Here is a 17,758-nt window from a genome sequence, read left to right as displayed (position 1 = left end):
TCTATTGTTGGAAAGGATAAACCGAACCCAACCCGAGGATGGTTGTCAGGGAATCCAGCGCCTCACGCCCTTCACGCAGCAGTTGCGGATCGGCCAGGTCATTTTGCGTCAGGCGATCGCGGTAATAACGATCGACCCATTCATTGAGCGTGACGAACAGGCTATCGTTCATCATTACGCGCGGATTAACCGCCCGCAGCTCCTGCTCATTGAGCGCCACACGCAGCCGCAAACAGGCCGGTCCGCCGCCGTTACGCATACTCTCACGCAGATCGAACACCTTGATTTCATCAATAGGTCCGCCGCTGACCACCATCTCGCTCAGGTAACTCCAGACGCCGCTGTGCTGGCGCGACTCTTCGGGTACCACGATCATCATCTTGCCGTTTGGCTTGGTCAGGATCTGGCTGTTGAACAGATAGGTTGCCACCGCATCCGCCACGGAAACCCGCGTCGTCGGCACCTCAATCGCCACCAGTTCGCTGTCCAGCGTCGCCATCTTGCGGCGCACTTCATCCAGCGCCTGTTGCTGCCGATAAAAAGCCTGCTGATGATGGAACAGCACGTTCTGGTTGCTGACGGCAATCACGTCGTTATGGAACACGCCCTGATCGATCACCTCCGGATTCTGCTGCACAAACACCGTGTGCTGCTCGTCCAACTGGTGCAGACGGGCAATCGCCTCCCCGGCTTCACGCGTCTGGCGCGCCGGATAACGCGTTGGGGCAATTTCGCCGCCAAACTCCTGACGACCGTAAACAAACATCTGCACGCTGCGTTTAGCGTAGTCGCCGCCCAGCCGGTTGTGGTTAGCCGCACCTTCGTCGCCAAACAGCGCCACCTGCGGCAAGGCCTCATGGTGGGCGAAATGGCGGGGGTCGTTAAACATCGCTCGCAGTACACCAGAGGTGGTTTCAGCCTCAATCGCACGATGGAATTTATTGTTCAGATTGGCGGCAGTGAAATGCACCTTGCCATCAGCGCTATCCGCGGATGGTGACACCGTGGCCGCATTGGCGGTCCACATGCAAGAAGCCGAACTGAGCGCGGACAGCAAACGTGGGGATTGCTGCATCGCCTGCGCCAACACGCTTTCATCGCTGCCGCTGAAACCCAGTTTACGTAACATCGGCACATGCGGGCGTTCCTGCGGCGGTAAAACCCCCTGCTGGAAACCGAGATCGGCCAACGCCTTCATCTTCAGCAGGCCTTGCTTGGCCGCCAGCTTCGGGTTCGACACGCTATTTTGGTGTTGGGTCGAAGCCTCATTACCAAATGACAATCCGGCGTAGTGATGCGTCAGGCCCACCAGACCATCGAAATTGACTTCATATCCTGACATGCTGTTCTCCTGATATTGCAGGGGCGCTGCATGCTGCGCCCCTACAGTAACAACGCTGCGGCTTGAAAAGCGGCGGGTAAAACTTAATTAAATGACAGCCCCGGCGACAGACTGGTCGGTAACGTCAAACTTTCGCTTTCCAGCGACGCCATTGGCCAGGCGCAATAATCTGCCGCGTAGTAGGCGCTTGGTCGATGGTTGCCAGAGGCCCCCACGCCGCCGAACGGTGCCGCACTGGAGGCGCCAGTCAGCGGTTTGTTCCAGTTGACGATACCGGCGCGCGCTTCCAGCAACAGGTGATCAAAGCGCTCACGCTGCGGCGATACCAGGCCGACAGACAGGCCATAGCGCGTCTGGTTGGCGATACGCACCGCTTCATCAAAGTCGTTATAGCGAATGATGGTCGTCAGTGGGCCAAAGTACTCTTCGTCCGGCACGTCACGCACGCCGGTCACGTCAATAATGCCGGGGCTGAGCAACGCGCTGCCGCTTTCCAGGCGCTGCATGGTCAGCAAGGCTTTGCCGCCCAGTGACAGCAGGTGATGCTGTGCCGCCAGCATTTTTTCCGCCGCCGCTGAAGAGATCACCCCGCCCATAAACGGCTGAGGTTCAGCGTCCCAGCGCCCAATACGCAACGCACTCGCCACCTGCACCAAACGCTCAATAAAGGCATCGCCCTCACTGCCACGTTTCACCAGAATGCGGCGTGAACAGGTGCAGCGTTGACCGGCGGAAATAAACGCCGACTGGATCGCCAGGTTGACCGCCGCATCGCAGTCTTCAATCTGGTCAACAATCAGCGCGTTGTTGCCGCCCATTTCCAATGCCAGAATTTTTTCAGGCTGCCCCGCCAACTGACGATGCAGGTGATAACCGGTGCCGGCGCTGCCGGTAAACAGCAGACCGTCGATATCGGTACTGGCGGCCAGCGCCTCGCCGGTTTCACGTCCGCCCTGCACCATATTGATCACCCCGGCAGGTAAACCGGCCAGTTGCCACAGCTTCAGGGTTTCCTCGGCAGTCTGCGGCGTCAGTTCGCTCGGTTTGAATACCACCGTGTTACCCGCCAGCAGGGCCGGTACGATGTGGCCATTAGGTAAATGGCCGGGGAAGTTATAAGGCCCAAACACCGCCAGCACGCCGTGTGGCCGGTGGCGCAGCACCGAAGCGCCATCCGCCATCGCGGTCTGGCTAACGCCGGTACGTGCCTGATAAGCCTGCAGGGAAATCGCCACTTTGCCGATCATCGCCTGGACTTCGGTCAGCGTTTCCCAGCGCGGCTTGCTGGTTTCACGGCTGATGGTGGCCGCCAAATGCGACTTGTGCTCTTCCAACAGCGCGGCAAAACGTTTCACCAGTTGTTCGCGTTGTTCAAACGGAGTGCGCGCCCAGGCAGGAAACGCAGCACGAGCCGCTTCGCAAGCGGCGGCCACATCGCTGCCGTCGGCGGCGTTAGCCTGCCACAGCGGCTGATTGTCGACCGGATCGGTTTTGCTGAACTCAGCGCCACGGCCCGGCTGCCAGGCGCCATTAATAAACAGTGCAGGATGTGACATTACGCTTTCTCCTGTGCAATAAGGGGGATAACCCGCACCGGGCTGCCTTGCTCAACGCCCAGCGCCGCAGCGGTGGCCGCATTGAGGTGCAGACGGTCGTCATACAATTCGGCATTGACCAGCAGTGCGCGGTAATTCTGATAATGATCGTTGGCCACCAGATGAACCGGCGCATCGACGCGCATCGGCGTTTCATCCAGCACCACTTTCACCAGGCGGCTTTGCTTGACCGCGCGGATATGGTCGATTTCCGCTTCCAGCGTCGGGCCACCGTCGAAGATATCGACATAGCCTTGGTAACGCAGGCCTTCCGACTCCAGTACCCGGCGTGCCGGTACCGTCTGCGGGTGCACTTCACCAATCACTTTTTGCGCGTCTTCGGCCAGGAAATCGACATACAGCGGGTGCTTTGGCATCAGCTCGGCGATAAACGCCTTCTGACCGGTGCCGCTCAGGTAGTCCGCCTTGGCGAACTCGATGGAAAAGAAATGATTGCCCACGCTCTCCCAGAATGGGGAACGGCCCTCTTCATCGGAGAAGCCACGCATTTCGGCAATCAGGCGCTCAGAGAAATGCTCACGGAAAGCGGCGATAAACAGGAAACGCACCTTCGACAGCAGCTTGCCGTTTTCGCCGTGACGGTAGTCCGGATCGAGGAACAGCGTGCACAGTTCGGAATGGCCGGTGTGATCGTTGCTGAGGAACAGCGTCGGCACCGATTTATACACATTCAACTGCTTGGAGGCATGCACCTGAGTGCCAACGCGGAAGCTATACCAGGGTTCGGTCAGGCCAACGGCCACTTCAATGGCGCAAACCCCGACCGCCTGTTGGCGATCCGTGTCTTCCAGCACAAACAGATAACACTGCTCACCACGCGGAAGTTCGCCTTGCCAGGTTTTTAACGCCCGCTCAATGCGTGCCAGCAAGGTATCTTCGTCTTGCGGCAGGGAAGTGAGACCGATACCGGACTTACCGGCGAGCGTCAGTAAATCAGCCAAATCGCGACGCTCTATAGGGCGAATAATCATCATAATGCGAACCTCTTCTTAAACAGGCTGCGCCGGTGAAGGCGCAGCCCCGGTATTAGCTGCAAATTCGCGCCACGGCTCGCGCGAATCGCGCCAGCCCCTCTTTCACATCCTGCTCAGGAATAATCAGCGAAGGAGTGAAACGCACCACATCCGGGCCGGCGATCAAGGCAATCACGCCTTCTTCGTTGGCCAGTTGGGTGATCTGTTTCGCTTTGCCGGCATAATCCTGGGTCAACTGGCAGCCAATCAACAGGCCGCCACCGCGGATTTCAGAGAAAATCGGGTATTGCTGGTTAATCTTGTTCAGGCCATCAAGGAACCACTGGTGGCGTTGTTTAACCCCTTCCAGCACTTCCGGCGTGTTGATGATTGAGAACACCGCCCCCGCTACCGCCGTCGCCAGCGGGTTGCCGCCGTAGGTGGTGCCGTGGGTACCGACGCCCAGGGTTTTAGCCAGTTCGTCCGTGGTCAGCATCGCGCCGATAGGGAAACCGCAGCCCAGCGCTTTCGCCGTAGTCAGCACGTCAGGCACCACGCCGTATTGCGTATAGGCGTACAACTCGCCGGTACGGCCCATGCCGGTTTGCACTTCATCGAAAATCAGCACCGCATCGTGACGATCGCACAGCTCGCGCAGCCCCTGCAGGAAGGCTGGATCGGCCGGCAACACACCGCCTTCGCCCTGAATCGGCTCGACGATCACCGCGCAGGTGTGGTCGTTAATCACTTCGGCGGCGGCCGCCAGATCGTTAAACGGCGTGTGGGTGATGCCGCCCGGCAATGGAGCAAAGTCTTTGGAGTATTTCGGCTGGCCACCGGCAGAGACGGTAAACAGCGTGCGGCCGTGGAAGGCGTTGTTAAATGCCACAATCTGATTCTTGCTGCTGTTGCCCTGGTCCAGCGCACGTTTACGCGCCAGCTTCAGTGCCGCTTCGTTGGCTTCCGCCCCGGAGTTACAGAAAAACACCTTGTCGGCAAAGGTGGCGTCAATCAGCTGTTTGGCCAAACGCAGTACCGGCTCGTTGGTGTAGCCATTGCCCAGATGCCATAGTTTTCCCGCCTGCTCCACCAGCGCCGCCGTCACCACCGGATGAGCATGGCCCAACGCGTTGACCGCGATGCCGCCGGCAAAATCGATGTAAGACTTACCCTGTTGATCCCAGACCTGCGAACCTTCTCCCCGTACCAGAATAAAATCAGCGGGGGCGTAAACCGGGACCATCCAGTCATCGAAAGACTGGCGGGTAACTGCGATTGGCTGTTCCATAATGACCTCATAACTTCAGCAAAGACTGAATTTTGACTGTAAGGGCCGCTCCAGCCCGCATGTCCCGCAACAAAACAACAAAAACTGCGCCGTGAGTTCAACTTTTCGACCGGTGATAACTCTGCCTTTCACCGTCTATTCAGAAACAAATCTGTTACATCAAACGCGTTTTTCGCTATTTATGCCGGGTATCGGGTCCTGGAACGGGGAATAAATGTTAACGAGCAGTTAAAATACATGCCGTTTGATAAAGAGTGTAGAGCAGCTATCGTGCCAAACTGGGATTTTTGGCGAATTTTGCGTTTTTTTACGCTAAAACAACGGCTTACAATGCATACTTATTCAATAAATATGCATTGGTAATGAATAATTGAAAAAATAAGGCTAAAAATCATCGTTGGCCGCGAAATCCTATTCAATTACAAAAAACTTCAATAATTCTGATCGCGCTCGCAAAAATAATTTGGCCCGATCTGCGCCCGATCACACTTTCGCCCCACTTCGGTGCACAGAACGCACCAAACACGGGCAAACCCGCATCAGTTCAGGCTCGGCGTGCTCCTGTGTGAACCAACATCGGGCGTATCTGCGAGTAACTCCCGCGCCAGATCTCATATTTGTTAACTTAGCGAACAAATTGTTGACAGTCCGGGGGCGCGATAATAGGTTAATTTCAATGGAACACGTGTTCCATGATGAAAAAACACACACCACATCGACTGCACAGCATCGGGGTTATCATGGCTCATTTCTGCTTGCGTACTAACCATAGGATCACCGGGGCCGCACTGGCCGTGCTGCTGGCCCTGCCCGTTTCCGCCAGCGCCAACACCCGTATTACCTTCGCCAACTATTTGCCGAATGATTACATCAACAAGGTGATTAAAGACTTTGAGGCGGCACATCCGGACATCCAGGTGCAGTCGATCAAATGCGGCTTCGCCGACTGCCATCAAAAGCTGACCACCGCGCTGGCCGTCGGCCAGGGTGCCGCCGATATTTTCAGCGTCAGCACCATCAAGCTGGGCAGTTTTGCCAACTCAGGCGGGCTGAACAACCTGAGCGCTCCGCCGTTTAGCATCGATAGCCAGGGCTGGCAGTTTGATCCTTCGATGATCAGCCTGGCGAAGGGCAACGATGGCAACATCTATGGTGTGCCTTACGACACCGGCCCGGTGATCATGATCTACCGGAACGACATGGTGCAGAAGGCTGGCGTGAAGATTGAAGACATCACCAAAAGCTGGGACAGCTTTATCGCCTTTGGTGAAAAACTGAAAAAAGAGCAAGGCGCTTATCTGCTCCCGGCAGCCACCAGTTTGATCAACCCGCTGGTGGTGGGCATGAACAGTGAACCGGGCAAGCCGGTGTACACCAAAGACGGCAAACCCAATCTTGATTCGCCACAAATCAAGCAGCTGATGACGGTGATTAAAACGCTGTATGACAAAGGGCTGGCCGCCTCGCTCGACGGCTCAACCAACTCGCAGGAATACATCAAACTGTACCGCCAGGGGAAACTGTTCGCCGATATCGACGGCCCCTGGGACGAAGGCCGCATCGAGCAGGAACTGGATCCGGACGGTGCCAAAGCCGGGCTATGGCGGGTGACCGGCGTGCCGGGCAATATCAAGGTCAATGCCGGTGGCACCACGCTGGTGATCCCGAAGCAGAGCAAAAACACCCAGGCGGCCTGGCAGTTCATTCAGTACTTTATGCAGCGTGACGTAGTGATCGACGCGGCGAAAACCGCCGGTACCTTACCTGCCCGCCTCGACGTGTATAACGCGCCCTACTTTGACACCCCGAGCAGCATTCTCGGCGGTCAACACTCGATGCGCTACTACGCCAGTCTGGTGCCGGATTTGAAACCGGTCGCCTCATCGCCGGAAGACAACATCGCCAACGAAATTCTTAACGAAGCGGCGAAGAAAATTCTGGTGCAGCATCAGGACATCGACAGCACCCTGCGCGATGCCAACAAGCTGCTCGAGCGGCGGATGCGCTCATTATAATCCCCTCTCCCATGGGAGAGGATTAGGGTGAGGGGGAAACGCGATTAACCTTCCCCCTCTCCTCAAGAAAGAGGCGATATTCAGTCAGGCCTTTCGGCCACCCATGTTTTATTTCCGTCGGTTCGGGGAGTCTATGCGTAAGCGATTTTTCAAAGGGCTGCTGCACGATCACCGCACCGCCTACCTGCTGCTGCTGCCATTTATGCTGCTGTTCGCGGTGTTCAACGCCTTCCCGATCTTCTTCTCGGCGTTTCTGTCATTTCAGTCGTGGAACCCGGTCAAAGGCCTCAGCTCGATGAAGTTTGTCGGGCTGGACAACTTTTACTATGCCTTCACCGACGATGCCTTCTGGGTGTCGCTGGTCAACACCATCAAAATTACGCTGGTGTCCGGTCTGTGTCAGCACCTGTTCGCCATCACCCTGGCCTACTCATTGCTGCACATCATCGTGCGCGGCAGACGCTTTTTGAAGGCGGCGATCTTCCTGCCCTACATCACCTCTTCCGTCGCCGTCAGCCTGATTGTGTTCAACCTGTTCTCCCCGGTCGGCATGGTTAACGAACTGCTCAGCGGGTTAGCCACCCGACTGCACCTCGGCGCGCTGGCCGCTGCCTTGCCGATCAACTTCTTTGATAGCGACTGGATCCGTTTCACTATCGCCAATCAGGTGACCTGGAAGTTTACCGGCATCAATACGGTGATCTACATGACCGGCCTGGCGTCGATCTCACCGGACCTGTACGAAGCAATAGAACTGGACGGCGCCGGCCGCTGGCAAAAATTTCGCTATATCGCCCTGCCGCTGTTGGCGCCCTTTATCTTCTTCGCCACCTTGATGACGCTGATCGGCAATATGCAATTGTTCAATGAACCGATGATCCTCACGCAAGGCACCGGCGGGGTCGACAACAGCGGCCTGACGGTATCGATGTACGTTTACAAAACCGGTTGGTCCTATCTGGACATGGGTACCGCTTCGGCGATCTCCTGGATCCTGTTCCTGTTGATTGCCGTGGTCAGCGCCCTGGTGTTCTGGGGCTTTGGCAAGCGGGGAGGATTGAACAATGAACGCTAACGGCCGCCGTTTTGACACCGGCAAGCTGGTGATTTACCTGCTGGTCTCACTGTTTGCTTCGCTGTCATTATTCCCGTTCTATTGGTCGGCCTTGCTGGCGACGCAGGACACCCGCAGCATCATGGGCATGTCGCTGCGCTTTGGCAGCCATCTGCTGGAAAACTACCAGGGGCTGGAACAGCAGGTACCTTTCACCCGCGCGCTGCTCAATACCCTGTATGTCACCGCCATGGCGACGCTGACCAGCGTGCTGGTGTCCGCCGCCGCGGGCTACGCCTTCAGCGTTTATCAGTTCAAGGGCAAAAAGGTGCTGTTCACCACCCTGATGCTGACCATGATGGTGCCCAGCGTGGTCAACCTGGTGCCTTATTTCTTCGTGATCAAAAGCGTCGGCCTGCTGGATCAGTTCGCCGCCGTCTGGCTCCCCGCCGGGGTCAACATCTTCGGCATTTTCCTGGTGCGCCAGTACGTCAGCTCCTCGCTGCCCAGTGAAATTCTCGACAGTGCGCGCATGGATGGCCTGAACGAACTGCAAATATTCCTGCGTATCGGCCTGCCGTTGATGCGCCCGGCGCTGCTGACGGTGGCGATCGTAGTGGTGGTCGATACCTGGAACAACTTTATGCTGCCGCTGGTGGCGTTGCAGTCGCCGGACAAACAAATTCTTCAGTTGGTGTTGCGCAGCCTGAGCGGTGCCACTGCCACGCCGTGGAACCTGGTGATGACCGGCAGTTTCCTGGCGATCGTGCCGCTGCTGATCGCCTTTATTTTCTCGTCCAAACAAATGATGGAAAGCCTCACCCGTGGGGCGGTCAAAGGGTAACTTATGCAATCAATCGATATTTACCGCGTTAACGGCGCGAACGAGCGTCAACAAGTGATCCTGTTTGCCTCCGCAGAAGACCCACTGCCTGCCACCTTGCAAAATGCCGGGCTGCAGCGGGCAACCGTCGGCACGCTTTATCCACTGGGTGACGGCCGTTTTGCGCTCAATATTGGCACGCCGCTGACCCCTGCCGCGCTACAGGATGCCGGGGCGGTGATCGCCGCCGGACAAAAAGACTACGGGCTGCAACAGCTCCGCCTGACGCTGGCCCCAGAGCTGCCGGCAGATGCCGAGAATTGGCGCTGGTTACTGTTCGGCCTGCGGCTGGGCGCTTATCATTATCAGCATCACGCCAACGCCCGGCTTGCCGACCCGACCCTGCCGCTAAGCAGCCAGGACGCGGCCACTCAGGCTCTGTGCGACTGGGCTAATCTGCATGCCGAGGGCGTGATCATTGGCCGCGAGCTGATGAACAAACCGGCCAATATTCTCTACCCGGAAAGCTTTGTAAAAGCGGTAGCACAGTTGCCCTTCCGTCATCTGCGTCAGGAGGTCTTGGGGGATGAACAAATGGCGGCGTTGGGCTTTGGCGGCCTGCTCGGGGTCGGCCAGGGCAGCGCCCGCGCGTCGCAGTTGCTGATCCTCGATCACCACCCGGCCAACGCCCGCCACACGCTGGCGCTGGTCGGCAAAGGCGTCACCTTCGACAGCGGCGGTATCAGCATCAAAGGTGCGGCACGCATGAGCACCATGAAGTTCGATATGGGCGGTGCCGCCGCGGTGGTGGGTGCAATGCGCATTATCGACGCATTGCAATTGCCAATCCGCGTCATTGGCCTGTGCGGGCTGGTGGAAAACATGCCCTCCTCCCGCGCCCAGCGCCCTGGTGACGTTGTCACTATGCACAACGGCAAATCGGTGGAGATCATTTCCACCGACGCCGAAGGTCGCATGGTGCTGGCGGACGTGATCAGCTATGCCCAGCAACGCTTCCAACCGGATTATCTGCTGGACATTGCCACCCTGACCGGCGGCGCCGGCGTGGCTTTGGGCAAGGAATATGCCGCCATGATGGGCAACGACCCGACGTTTCTGGCGCAGGTCACCCAGGCGGGCCAGGTCAGCGCAGAACCGGTGTGGCCGATGCCGCACGGCGGCTGGTATCGCGGCGTGCTGAAGTCTGAATTTGCCGACTACCGCCACGGCGGTGAAGATCCGCACGGCAGCCCGTGCGTGGCGGCCACCTTTATCAGCGAGTTCGTACAACCGGGTCAACGCTGGGCGCATCTGGACATCGCCGCCATGTCGACCGATATGCCGCACCGCAAGCTGTACGCCAACGGCGCGTCCTCATTCGGCGTGCTGCTGCTGGCACGGCTGAGTTCCCTGCTTGCCGAAACGGAGCACTGATGGCTTACGTAGAATTGCTCGATATCAACAAACGTTATGACAACGGCTATCAGGCCGCAAGCAACGTGAATCTGCAGGTGGAAAAAGGCGAATTTGTGGTGCTGCTCGGCCCATCGGGCTGCGGCAAGTCCACCACCCTGCGGATGATCGCCGGGCTGGAAACCCTGTCCTCCGGCGAATTGCGCATCGACGGCGAACGCATGAACGAAGTGCTGCCCAAATACCGTGATATCGCCATGGTGTTCCAGAGCTATGCGCTGTATCCGCACATGACGGTGTACGACAACATGGCGCTGTCGCTGAAAATCAAAGGCATGGCCAAAGCGGAGATCGCCGGCCAGATTGCCGCCGTCGCCGAAATGCTGCACCTGAGCGAATTTCTACAGGTTAAACCCGGTCAGCTTTCCGGTGGCCAACGCCAGAGGGTGGCGCTTGGCCGGGCGATCGTCCGGCGGCCGAAGGTGTTCCTGTTCGATGAACCGCTGTCCAATCTCGATGCCAAACTGCGCAACCGCATGCGTCAGGAGCTGTCGGCGCTGCACAAGGCGATTGGTGCCACCATTATCTACGTCACCCACGATCAGGTGGAAGCAATGACCATGGCGGACAAAGTGGTGATCATGAACCAGGGCAAAGTCCAGCAAATCGGCACGCCGCTGGATCTCTACCACCGTCCGGTCAATCGTTTTGTCGCCGAGTTTATCGGCTCACCGCAAATGAATCTGTTTGAAGTGCAGGTACAGGTTCAGGGGGATCAGATTGTGCTGCAAGGCGATTCGGGCCTGGTGCTGCCGCTGGCCGCCGCCGATTTCCCGGCGTTGACTCAGCAACAGGGCGCCTGGCTGACGCTGGGCTGTCGTCCGGAAGCCTGCCGAATCAGTGAACCGCTGGCAGAACCGCATCTGACCGGGACGCTGGTATACAGCGAAAATCTGGGGGCGGAGAGCAATCTGTTCGTGCAGGGTGATAACGGCGCGCAGTACATCGTGAAACAGCATTCTCAGTTGCAGCAGTCACAAGGGCAACCGCTGGCGGTGACGCTGGATACCAGCGCGCTGCACTTTTTTGACTCACAAACCGGCGAACGGCTGGCACCGCAGGGGGAAACAGTGTTACCGACCGGCATTCTGTGAGACCCTATGCCCGCTGCGCGACCCTACCGCAGCGCCCTGTTTTCCGTTGAGTATGCGCACCATGCCGATTAAAAAAGTCACCTCTCACGATGTCGCCCGCGTGGCCGGCGTTTCACGCACCGTGGTTTCCCGCGCCTTTTCCAATCAGGGCCGGGTATCGCAGAAAAACCGTGAGCTGGTGATGCGCGTCGCCAGCCAACTGGGCTATGCCCCGGATGCCATCGCCCAGAGCCTGCACACCGGCAAAACCGGCTTTGTCGCAGTGGTGGTAAACCACTTTCATGACCTGTCCGACCTGGAGTTTTTCGACCGTTTGGTGGAACAGTTGCAAAACAGCAACCGGCAGGCGGTGATGATCCGGCTGGAAGGCATCGAAGATCCGGCCGGTTACCTAAAACAAACCATTTCCTATCACGTAGATTCTGCCGTGGTATTCGCCGACCATATCAGCGCCCGCGCCGCCAGGGATCTGTTTCGCGTCGCCACGCCGATTATGCTCAACGGCCTGGCGGCCGATGCCCTGTGCGATGCGCTCAACGCCGATGAGGCCCCCAGCCTGCAACAATTGGCGGCGCTGATGGCGCAAAAGGGTCAACAACGGGTGGCAGTCCTTGGCGGACGCAGCAGCGCCAAAGGGGAACAGCTGCGTCAACAGACCTTTTTAGCCCAGGCGGCGCAGCAGCAATTGCAGATCGTGGCCCAGCTCAGCGGGGATTACAGCTATCTGAGCGGTTTCAAACTGGCGCCGCAGCTGCTGGCGGCACAGCCGGCTCCGCAGGCGATCTTCTGCACCGCAGACTCCATGGCGATGGGGGTGATGGATTATATTCGTTTGCATACGTCGTTGCGCATCCCGCAGGACGTCGCGGTCTACGGCTTCGACGATATCCCGATGGCCGCCTGGCCGAGCTACCAACTGACCTCGGTACGGCGGGATATCAGTGCGATGATCGCCGCCATTGTGCAACTGATCGAACTACGCAGCAGCAGCCCGCAGGCCGCGCCGCAGCAGGTGACCATTCCCACCGAACTGGTGGTCCGCGCCTCCTGCTAACCCTATCTTTCAGCGGGTAGTAATCATCTCGGCATCGCGTAATTCCGGTGCCTCCATGCCGGTTTGCCACAGCCAGTATTGGATCGGGCCGGGGCAATTAAGGCTGACCACCTTGTGGTTGCCCTGTTTATCGACGGCATGGATGGTCACCCCTTCGGTATAACCGTCCTTCAGGTAGTTCAAATCCTCTATCGCTTCATACACTGCCTGATCCAGCGTCATGCCCATCTTCATGTACAACACCACGGCGCGGCTGGTACCGCAGCGGATGGTCATTTCCCCGGTGTGAGTGCAGGCACAGGCTCCATAGCGGCTGTCGGCATAGGAGCCGCTGCCGATGATCGGGCTGTCTCCCAATCTTCCCGGGTATTTCCACGCCCAGCCCGAGGTCGAGGTAGCGGCACTGAGGGTCCCTCCACCATCCTGCGCTAAAAATACCGTGGTATCGCGCACTCGCTCCGGATCGGTGGCGTTGTTCGACAGCCCGGCCAACGGAATATTCGGCCAGTCACGGCGCTGTTCGGCACTCATCGCCTGCTCCAGCTTTTCCCACCAGACGCGTTTGGAGTCGGCAATCAGATTGTCACCGGCCAGTGCGCCAATTTCGGCAGCAAAACGTGCCGCCCCGGCACCGACCAGGATCTCGTGGTTAAGGTCTTCCATTACCCGGTACGCCACCTCCACCGGATGCAAATAGCCTTGCAATGCCCCTACTGCGCCGGTGCGCAAGCTGTCACCGTCCATCACCGAAGCATCCAGCTCCATCTCACCCAACACGTTGGGCCAGCCGCCATAGCCCACGGTGCGCACGCTCGGATCCAACTCCACCAGCTTGATGCCGTCAACGATAGCCCGCAGGCCGTTGTGCCCCTGCTGCAGCCGTTCGGCCGACAGACCGATGCCCGGATGTCCTTCAGAGTTTGCAATCACAATCATAGGGTTCTGTTTCCCGCACGGCGTTTAGCGCCCAAAAGAGGCACCGGGTTATCCGGTGATCGACGCCAATGGAACACGTGTGCCATTGGTGTTTAAAAAGTATCTTCACCCCGTAGAAAAGTCAAACTCAGGCGGCCGAAAGCGTGGCTTGGCACGCCTTTTCTCAACGTGCTGTCGGGCCAGCAAACGTGCATCATTCAACTACACTGTGATCTCGACCGAAAAACGCTTGAGGAGCCATGATGTCCAAGAAAACTGTAGATCCCACCCAACCCGCCGCTCAGCACGATATCCGTACCTTTCTGGATGCGTTGAATGCCGGTGACGGCAAGCCGATGGAACAGATGAAACCGAAAGAGGCGCGCAAAGTGCTGGAGGGCGCGCAGCGTAGCGTCGAAGTGCCGCTGCACGAGGTCGAAATCAGCGAGAAAACCATTCATGTCGAGGGGCAGGATATCCTGCTGCACATTGTGCGACCGGCCAAGGTCAAGGAAGCACTGCCGGTATTTATGTTCTTCCACGGCGGCGGCTGGGTGCTGGGCGACTTCCCTACCCATGAGCGGCTGGTGCGTGATTTGGTTTACAGCTCAGGGGCGGCAGCGGTGTTCGTCAACTATACCCCGTCACCGGAGGCCCATTACCCGACCGCCATCAATCAGGCCTATGCCGCCACCGAATGGGTGGCCGAATACGGCGAGAAAATCAACGTTGACGGTTCGCGGCTCGCGGTGGTCGGCAACAGCGTCGGCGGTAATATGGCGGCGGTGGTCAGCCTGATGGCCAAAGAGAAAGGCACCCCGGCGCTGCGCACGCAGATCCTGTTGTGGCCGGTAACGCACGCCAGCTTTGATACCGACTCTTATCACCAGTTCGCCGAAGGCCACTTCCTGACCCGCAACATGATGAAGTGGTTCTGGGACAACTACACTACCGATAAAGCGCAGCGTAAGGAGATTTACGCTTCGCCGCTCAATGCCACGCTGGAACAGCTTAAAGGCCTGCCGCCGGCACTGGTGCAGACCGCCGAACTGGACGTACTACGTGACGAGGGCGAGGCCTACGCCCGGCTGCTGAATGCCGCCGGGGTAGAGGTCACTTCCACCCGCTACAATGGACTGATCCACGATTACGGTCTGCTAAACCCTATCGCCCATGTGCCGGCGGTACATTCCGCCATCCATCAGGCCGGACGAGCGCTGAAGCATTATCTGGCCTAGGTTACTCGGCATAATGGCAGGCCACCCGATGCCCTGCGGCCACCGTACGTAATGCCGGGGCCTGTTCCCGGCACTGTGCGGTGGCCTGCGGACAACGGGTGTGAAAGCGACAGCCGTGCGGCGGTTGCGCCGGGTTAGGCAGCTCACCCCGCGCCATCGCCAGCGGCTGGCGCTGCGGATCCAGACTGGGCACCGCCGCCAGCAACGCCTGGGTATAGGGATGGCGCGGTTGAGCAAACAGGCTGTCGCGGTCTGCACTCTCGACAATCTGGCCGAGATACATCACCGCCACGTCCTGACACAGGTGTTCCACCACCCCGAGATCGTGCGAAATAAACAGGAAGGTCACTCCCTGCTGCTCCTGAAGATCGGAAAACAGGTTGATGATCTGCGCCTGGATTGAGACGTCGAGCGCCGAAATCGGCTCATCGGCGACGATAAATTCCGGTTGCAAGATCAGCGCGCGGGCAATACCGATGCGCTGTCGCTGGCCACCAGAAAACTCATGCGGAAAGCGTCCGTAATGCTGCGCTGACAGCCCGCAGATCTCCATGGTGTCGATCACCCGATCGCGCAGCTCGTTTTTCTGCGCCAGCCCATGTTGCAACAGGGCTTCACCAATCGCATCGCCTATGCGCATCCTGGGGTTCAGCGAACTGTAAGGGTCCTGAAACACCAACTGCATCTTCGGGCGCATCTCACGCAGCCGTCGTGGGCTGAGCGCATCCAGCGCCTGCCCCTTGAACAGCACCTCACCGGCGGTTTTGTCATGCAGCCCCAGCAGCGTGCGCCCCACGGTGGTTTTCCCACTGCCGGACTCGCCCACCAGGCCGAAAATCGTGCCTTTTCGAATACCGAAACTGACGTCATCCACCGCCTGCAGCTGCCCGCTAGTGCGGCCGAACAGGCCTTCACGCAGCGGAAAATGCTTCTTCAAACCTTTGACTTCCACTAACCACTCAGCCGACATCAACACGCCCTCCCGCATTCAGAAAACAGGCAGACTGACGCTGCAATGGGCCATACATGGGTGGAATGCCGTCGCGACAGCGCGCACTGGCCTGAGCGCAACGATCGGCAAAGGCGCAATGCTCGGGCAGTTTAGCCAAATCAGGGACCTGACCGGGGATCGAATACAACCTGCGCCGCCGCTGCCCGGCCACCGGCCGCGAAGCCATCAGCCCCTGAGTATAGGGGTGCAGCGGGTTAGCCAGCACTTCACGCGTTGCCCCCTGTTCGACTATCCGTCCGGCGTACATCACCACCAACCGGTCGGCCATCTGGGCAATCACGCCAAGGTCGTGGGTGATCAGCATCATCGCCATATTATTTTTGCGGGTCTGTTCACGCAGCAGTGCCAGGATCTGCGCCTGTACGGTGACATCCAGCGCAGTGGTCGGCTCATCGGCTATCAACAGTGCCGGACGGCAGCTGATGGCCATGCCAATCATAATGCGCTGCAACATGCCGCCGGAAAGCTGGTGCGGGTAGCTGGTCATCAACTGCTCCGCACGCGCCAGCCCGACCTCGGTAATCAGCGCCGTCGCCTCGCGCCAGGCCGCCTTCGGCGAAGTGCCGCGATGACGGATCAGCGGTTCCACCAGCTGTTCGCCAATGGTCAGCACCGGGTTCAGGGCGCTCATCGGCTCCTGAAAAATCATCGCCAACCGGTTACCGCGCAGATCGGCCATCTGCTGCGGCCGCAGCTTCAATAAATCTTGCCCGTCGAAATGGATTTCGCCGCCGTCAATTTGCGCCAGCGGCTGCGGCAACAGCCCCATCAATGCCATGGCGGTGACGCTTTTACCACAGCCGGATTCGCCGACCACCCCCAGCGTCTGCCCGGCATGCAGTTCAAAACTCAGTTGCTGCACCGCCTGCACCCGGCCCTGTTCGCCATTGAAGGCCACCGACAGTTGATTAAAAGCCAGCAGGGGTCGGCTCATGGTCTTGCTCCGTTCATTTTCGGATCGAGCGCGTCCCGCAGGCCGTCACCCAGAATATTAATCGCTACTACGGTGATAAAAATCGCCAGACCCGGTGGCATCCATAACCAGGGGCGACGTTGAAAATCGATCAGACTGTTGGCGGCATCCATCATGTTGCCCCACGACGGCGTCGGCGGTACCACGCCCAGCCCCAGGTAGCTGAGTGCCGACTCACTGAGAATGGCGTTGGCAACGCCCATGGTCGCCACTACCACCAGGATGGGAATGGTGTTCGGCAACAGATGGCCAAACAAACGCCGCCGGGTGGACAGCCCGAGCACTTCGGTCGCCAGCATAAAATCGCGTTCGCGCAGCGAAAGGATCTGACCGCGCACCAGCCGCGCCAGTGAGGGCCAGCCCAGCAGGCTGAGCATGATCATCACCATGTAGATACGGTAGTCCGGCGAGACGTCCAGCTCGGACAGCATCGCGCCCATAATGATCAGCAGTGGCAGGCTGGGGATGGTCATCAGCAGATCGGCAAAGCGCATAATCAGCTTGTCCACCATACCGCCCAGATAGCCGGACAGCGCCCCCAGCAGGTAACCGAGCGTGACGGACAACAGCATCGACACCAGGCCGATGGTCAGCGAGATACGCCCCGCCAGCAGCAGGCGGGTATAAATATCGCGACCGAGAAAATCGGTGCCGAGCCAGTGTGCCGCATTGGGCGCCTGGTTGATGTTCAGCGCATCACCGGCATCGTCCTGCCAGGGCGACAGTATCGGCCCGAAGAGGCACAGCACCGCCAGTATCAGCAGCAACAGCAGCGAGGCCATCGCCAGCCGGTGACGCCGCAGCCGCTGCCAGGCCTGAGCGGTCGGGGGTGGCGACAGTTGCGCCAGCGCCGGAAGTTGCGCCTGCCGCCAGCGGCGACGGCGTCCAAAAAACAGCGTTGCCAACAT

General features: G+C 58.8%; 15 protein-coding genes. 7 read left to right on the top strand and 8 right to left on the bottom strand.

What is annotated here, in order from left to right; all coding sequences use genetic code 11:
- Position 1: 1 nt before the first annotated feature.
- The 4 genes from astB to FCL49_RS00170 all read right to left on the bottom strand — a co-directional run bounded on the left by astB (position 2) and on the right by FCL49_RS00170 (position 5,199).
- Complete coding sequence (gene astB / locus FCL49_RS00185) at positions 2 to 1,342, bottom strand: N-succinylarginine dihydrolase (protein WP_174351954.1); 1,341 nt, start codon at positions 1,340 to 1,342, stop codon at positions 2 to 4.
- An 83-nt stretch (positions 1,343 to 1,425) separates the two neighbouring features.
- Positions 1,426 to 2,898, bottom strand: a complete 1,473-nt coding sequence (gene astD / locus FCL49_RS00180; protein ID WP_174351953.1) for a succinylglutamate-semialdehyde dehydrogenase — start codon at positions 2,896 to 2,898, stop codon at positions 1,426 to 1,428.
- Positions 2,898 to 3,932 carry an arginine N-succinyltransferase gene (gene astA / locus FCL49_RS00175; RefSeq protein ID WP_174351952.1) on the bottom strand — a complete coding sequence of 345 codons (1,035 nt, stop codon included), beginning with the start codon at positions 3,930 to 3,932 and terminating at the stop codon, positions 2,898 to 2,900. The genes astD and astA overlap by 1 nt, the downstream gene beginning before the upstream one ends.
- A gap of 52 nt (positions 3,933 to 3,984) precedes the next feature.
- Positions 3,985 to 5,199 carry an aspartate aminotransferase family protein gene (locus FCL49_RS00170; protein WP_129938242.1) on the bottom strand — a complete coding sequence of 405 codons (1,215 nt, stop codon included), beginning with the start codon at positions 5,197 to 5,199 and terminating at the stop codon, positions 3,985 to 3,987.
- Between the two features lie 692 nt (positions 5,200 to 5,891).
- On the opposite strand from FCL49_RS00170, the gene FCL49_RS00165 reads away from it, so the two are divergent.
- From FCL49_RS00165 to FCL49_RS00140, 6 genes are all read left to right on the top strand, one after another.
- Complete coding sequence (locus FCL49_RS00165) at positions 5,892 to 7,214, top strand: ABC transporter substrate-binding protein (RefSeq protein WP_217434303.1); 1,323 nt, start codon at positions 5,892 to 5,894, stop codon at positions 7,212 to 7,214.
- A gap of 133 nt (positions 7,215 to 7,347) precedes the next feature.
- Positions 7,348 to 8,289, top strand: a complete 942-nt coding sequence (locus FCL49_RS00160; RefSeq protein WP_174351951.1) for a carbohydrate ABC transporter permease — start codon at positions 7,348 to 7,350, stop codon at positions 8,287 to 8,289.
- A complete protein-coding gene (locus tag FCL49_RS00155) occupies positions 8,279 to 9,112 on the top strand; it encodes a carbohydrate ABC transporter permease (RefSeq protein WP_174351950.1) in 834 nt (277 codons plus the stop codon). The genes FCL49_RS00160 and FCL49_RS00155 overlap by 11 nt, the downstream gene beginning before the upstream one ends.
- 3 nt (positions 9,113 to 9,115) lie before the next feature.
- On the top strand, positions 9,116 to 10,525 hold the full coding sequence (locus FCL49_RS00150) for a leucyl aminopeptidase family protein (protein ID WP_174351949.1): 1,410 nt from the start codon (positions 9,116 to 9,118) through the stop codon (positions 10,523 to 10,525).
- A complete protein-coding gene (locus FCL49_RS00145) occupies positions 10,525 to 11,658 on the top strand; it encodes an ABC transporter ATP-binding protein (RefSeq protein WP_174351948.1) in 1,134 nt (377 codons plus the stop codon). The genes FCL49_RS00150 and FCL49_RS00145 overlap by 1 nt, the downstream gene beginning before the upstream one ends.
- Positions 11,659 to 11,719: 61 nt before the next feature.
- Entirely contained in the window at positions 11,720 to 12,712 is a 993-nt protein-coding gene (locus FCL49_RS00140) for a LacI family DNA-binding transcriptional regulator (protein WP_254611034.1), read from the top strand.
- Positions 12,713 to 12,721: 9 nt separating this feature from the next.
- On the opposite strand, the gene FCL49_RS00135 is transcribed toward FCL49_RS00140, so the two are convergent.
- On the bottom strand, positions 12,722 to 13,648 hold the full coding sequence (locus FCL49_RS00135) for a N(4)-(beta-N-acetylglucosaminyl)-L-asparaginase (RefSeq protein WP_174351947.1): 927 nt from the start codon (positions 13,646 to 13,648) through the stop codon (positions 12,722 to 12,724).
- Positions 13,649 to 13,890: 242 nt separating this feature from the next.
- Here FCL49_RS00135 and FCL49_RS00130 point away from each other — a divergent pair, with 242 nt between their 5' ends.
- Positions 13,891 to 14,865, top strand: a complete 975-nt coding sequence (locus FCL49_RS00130; protein ID WP_174351946.1) for an alpha/beta hydrolase — start codon at positions 13,891 to 13,893, stop codon at positions 14,863 to 14,865.
- Between the two features lies 1 nt (position 14,866).
- Here the strand turns inward: FCL49_RS00130 and FCL49_RS00125 are convergent, their stop codons facing one another.
- Genes FCL49_RS00125 through opp4C form a run of 3 tightly spaced genes read right to left on the bottom strand, consistent with a single transcriptional unit; the run spans position 14,867 to position 17,758 of the window.
- Positions 14,867 to 15,835 (bottom strand): ABC transporter ATP-binding protein, encoded by a 969-nt coding sequence (locus tag FCL49_RS00125; protein ID WP_174351945.1) that lies wholly within the window; start codon positions 15,833 to 15,835, stop codon positions 14,867 to 14,869.
- Positions 15,825 to 16,811, bottom strand: coding sequence for an ABC transporter ATP-binding protein (locus tag FCL49_RS00120; RefSeq protein WP_174351944.1), 987 nt, complete (start codon positions 16,809 to 16,811; stop codon positions 15,825 to 15,827). The genes FCL49_RS00125 and FCL49_RS00120 overlap by 11 nt, the downstream gene beginning before the upstream one ends.
- Positions 16,808 to 17,758 carry an oligopeptide ABC transporter permease gene (opp4C, locus tag FCL49_RS00115; protein ID WP_174351943.1) on the bottom strand — a complete coding sequence of 317 codons (951 nt, stop codon included), beginning with the start codon at positions 17,756 to 17,758 and terminating at the stop codon, positions 16,808 to 16,810. Before opp4C ends, FCL49_RS00120 begins: the two co-directional genes overlap by 4 nt.

The sequence above is a fragment of the Serratia proteamaculans genome (genome assembly GCF_013337185.1).
Lineage (GTDB): Bacteria > Pseudomonadota > Gammaproteobacteria > Enterobacterales > Enterobacteriaceae > Serratia > Serratia proteamaculans_D.
This window is presented reverse-complemented; position numbering and strand designations above follow the sequence as displayed.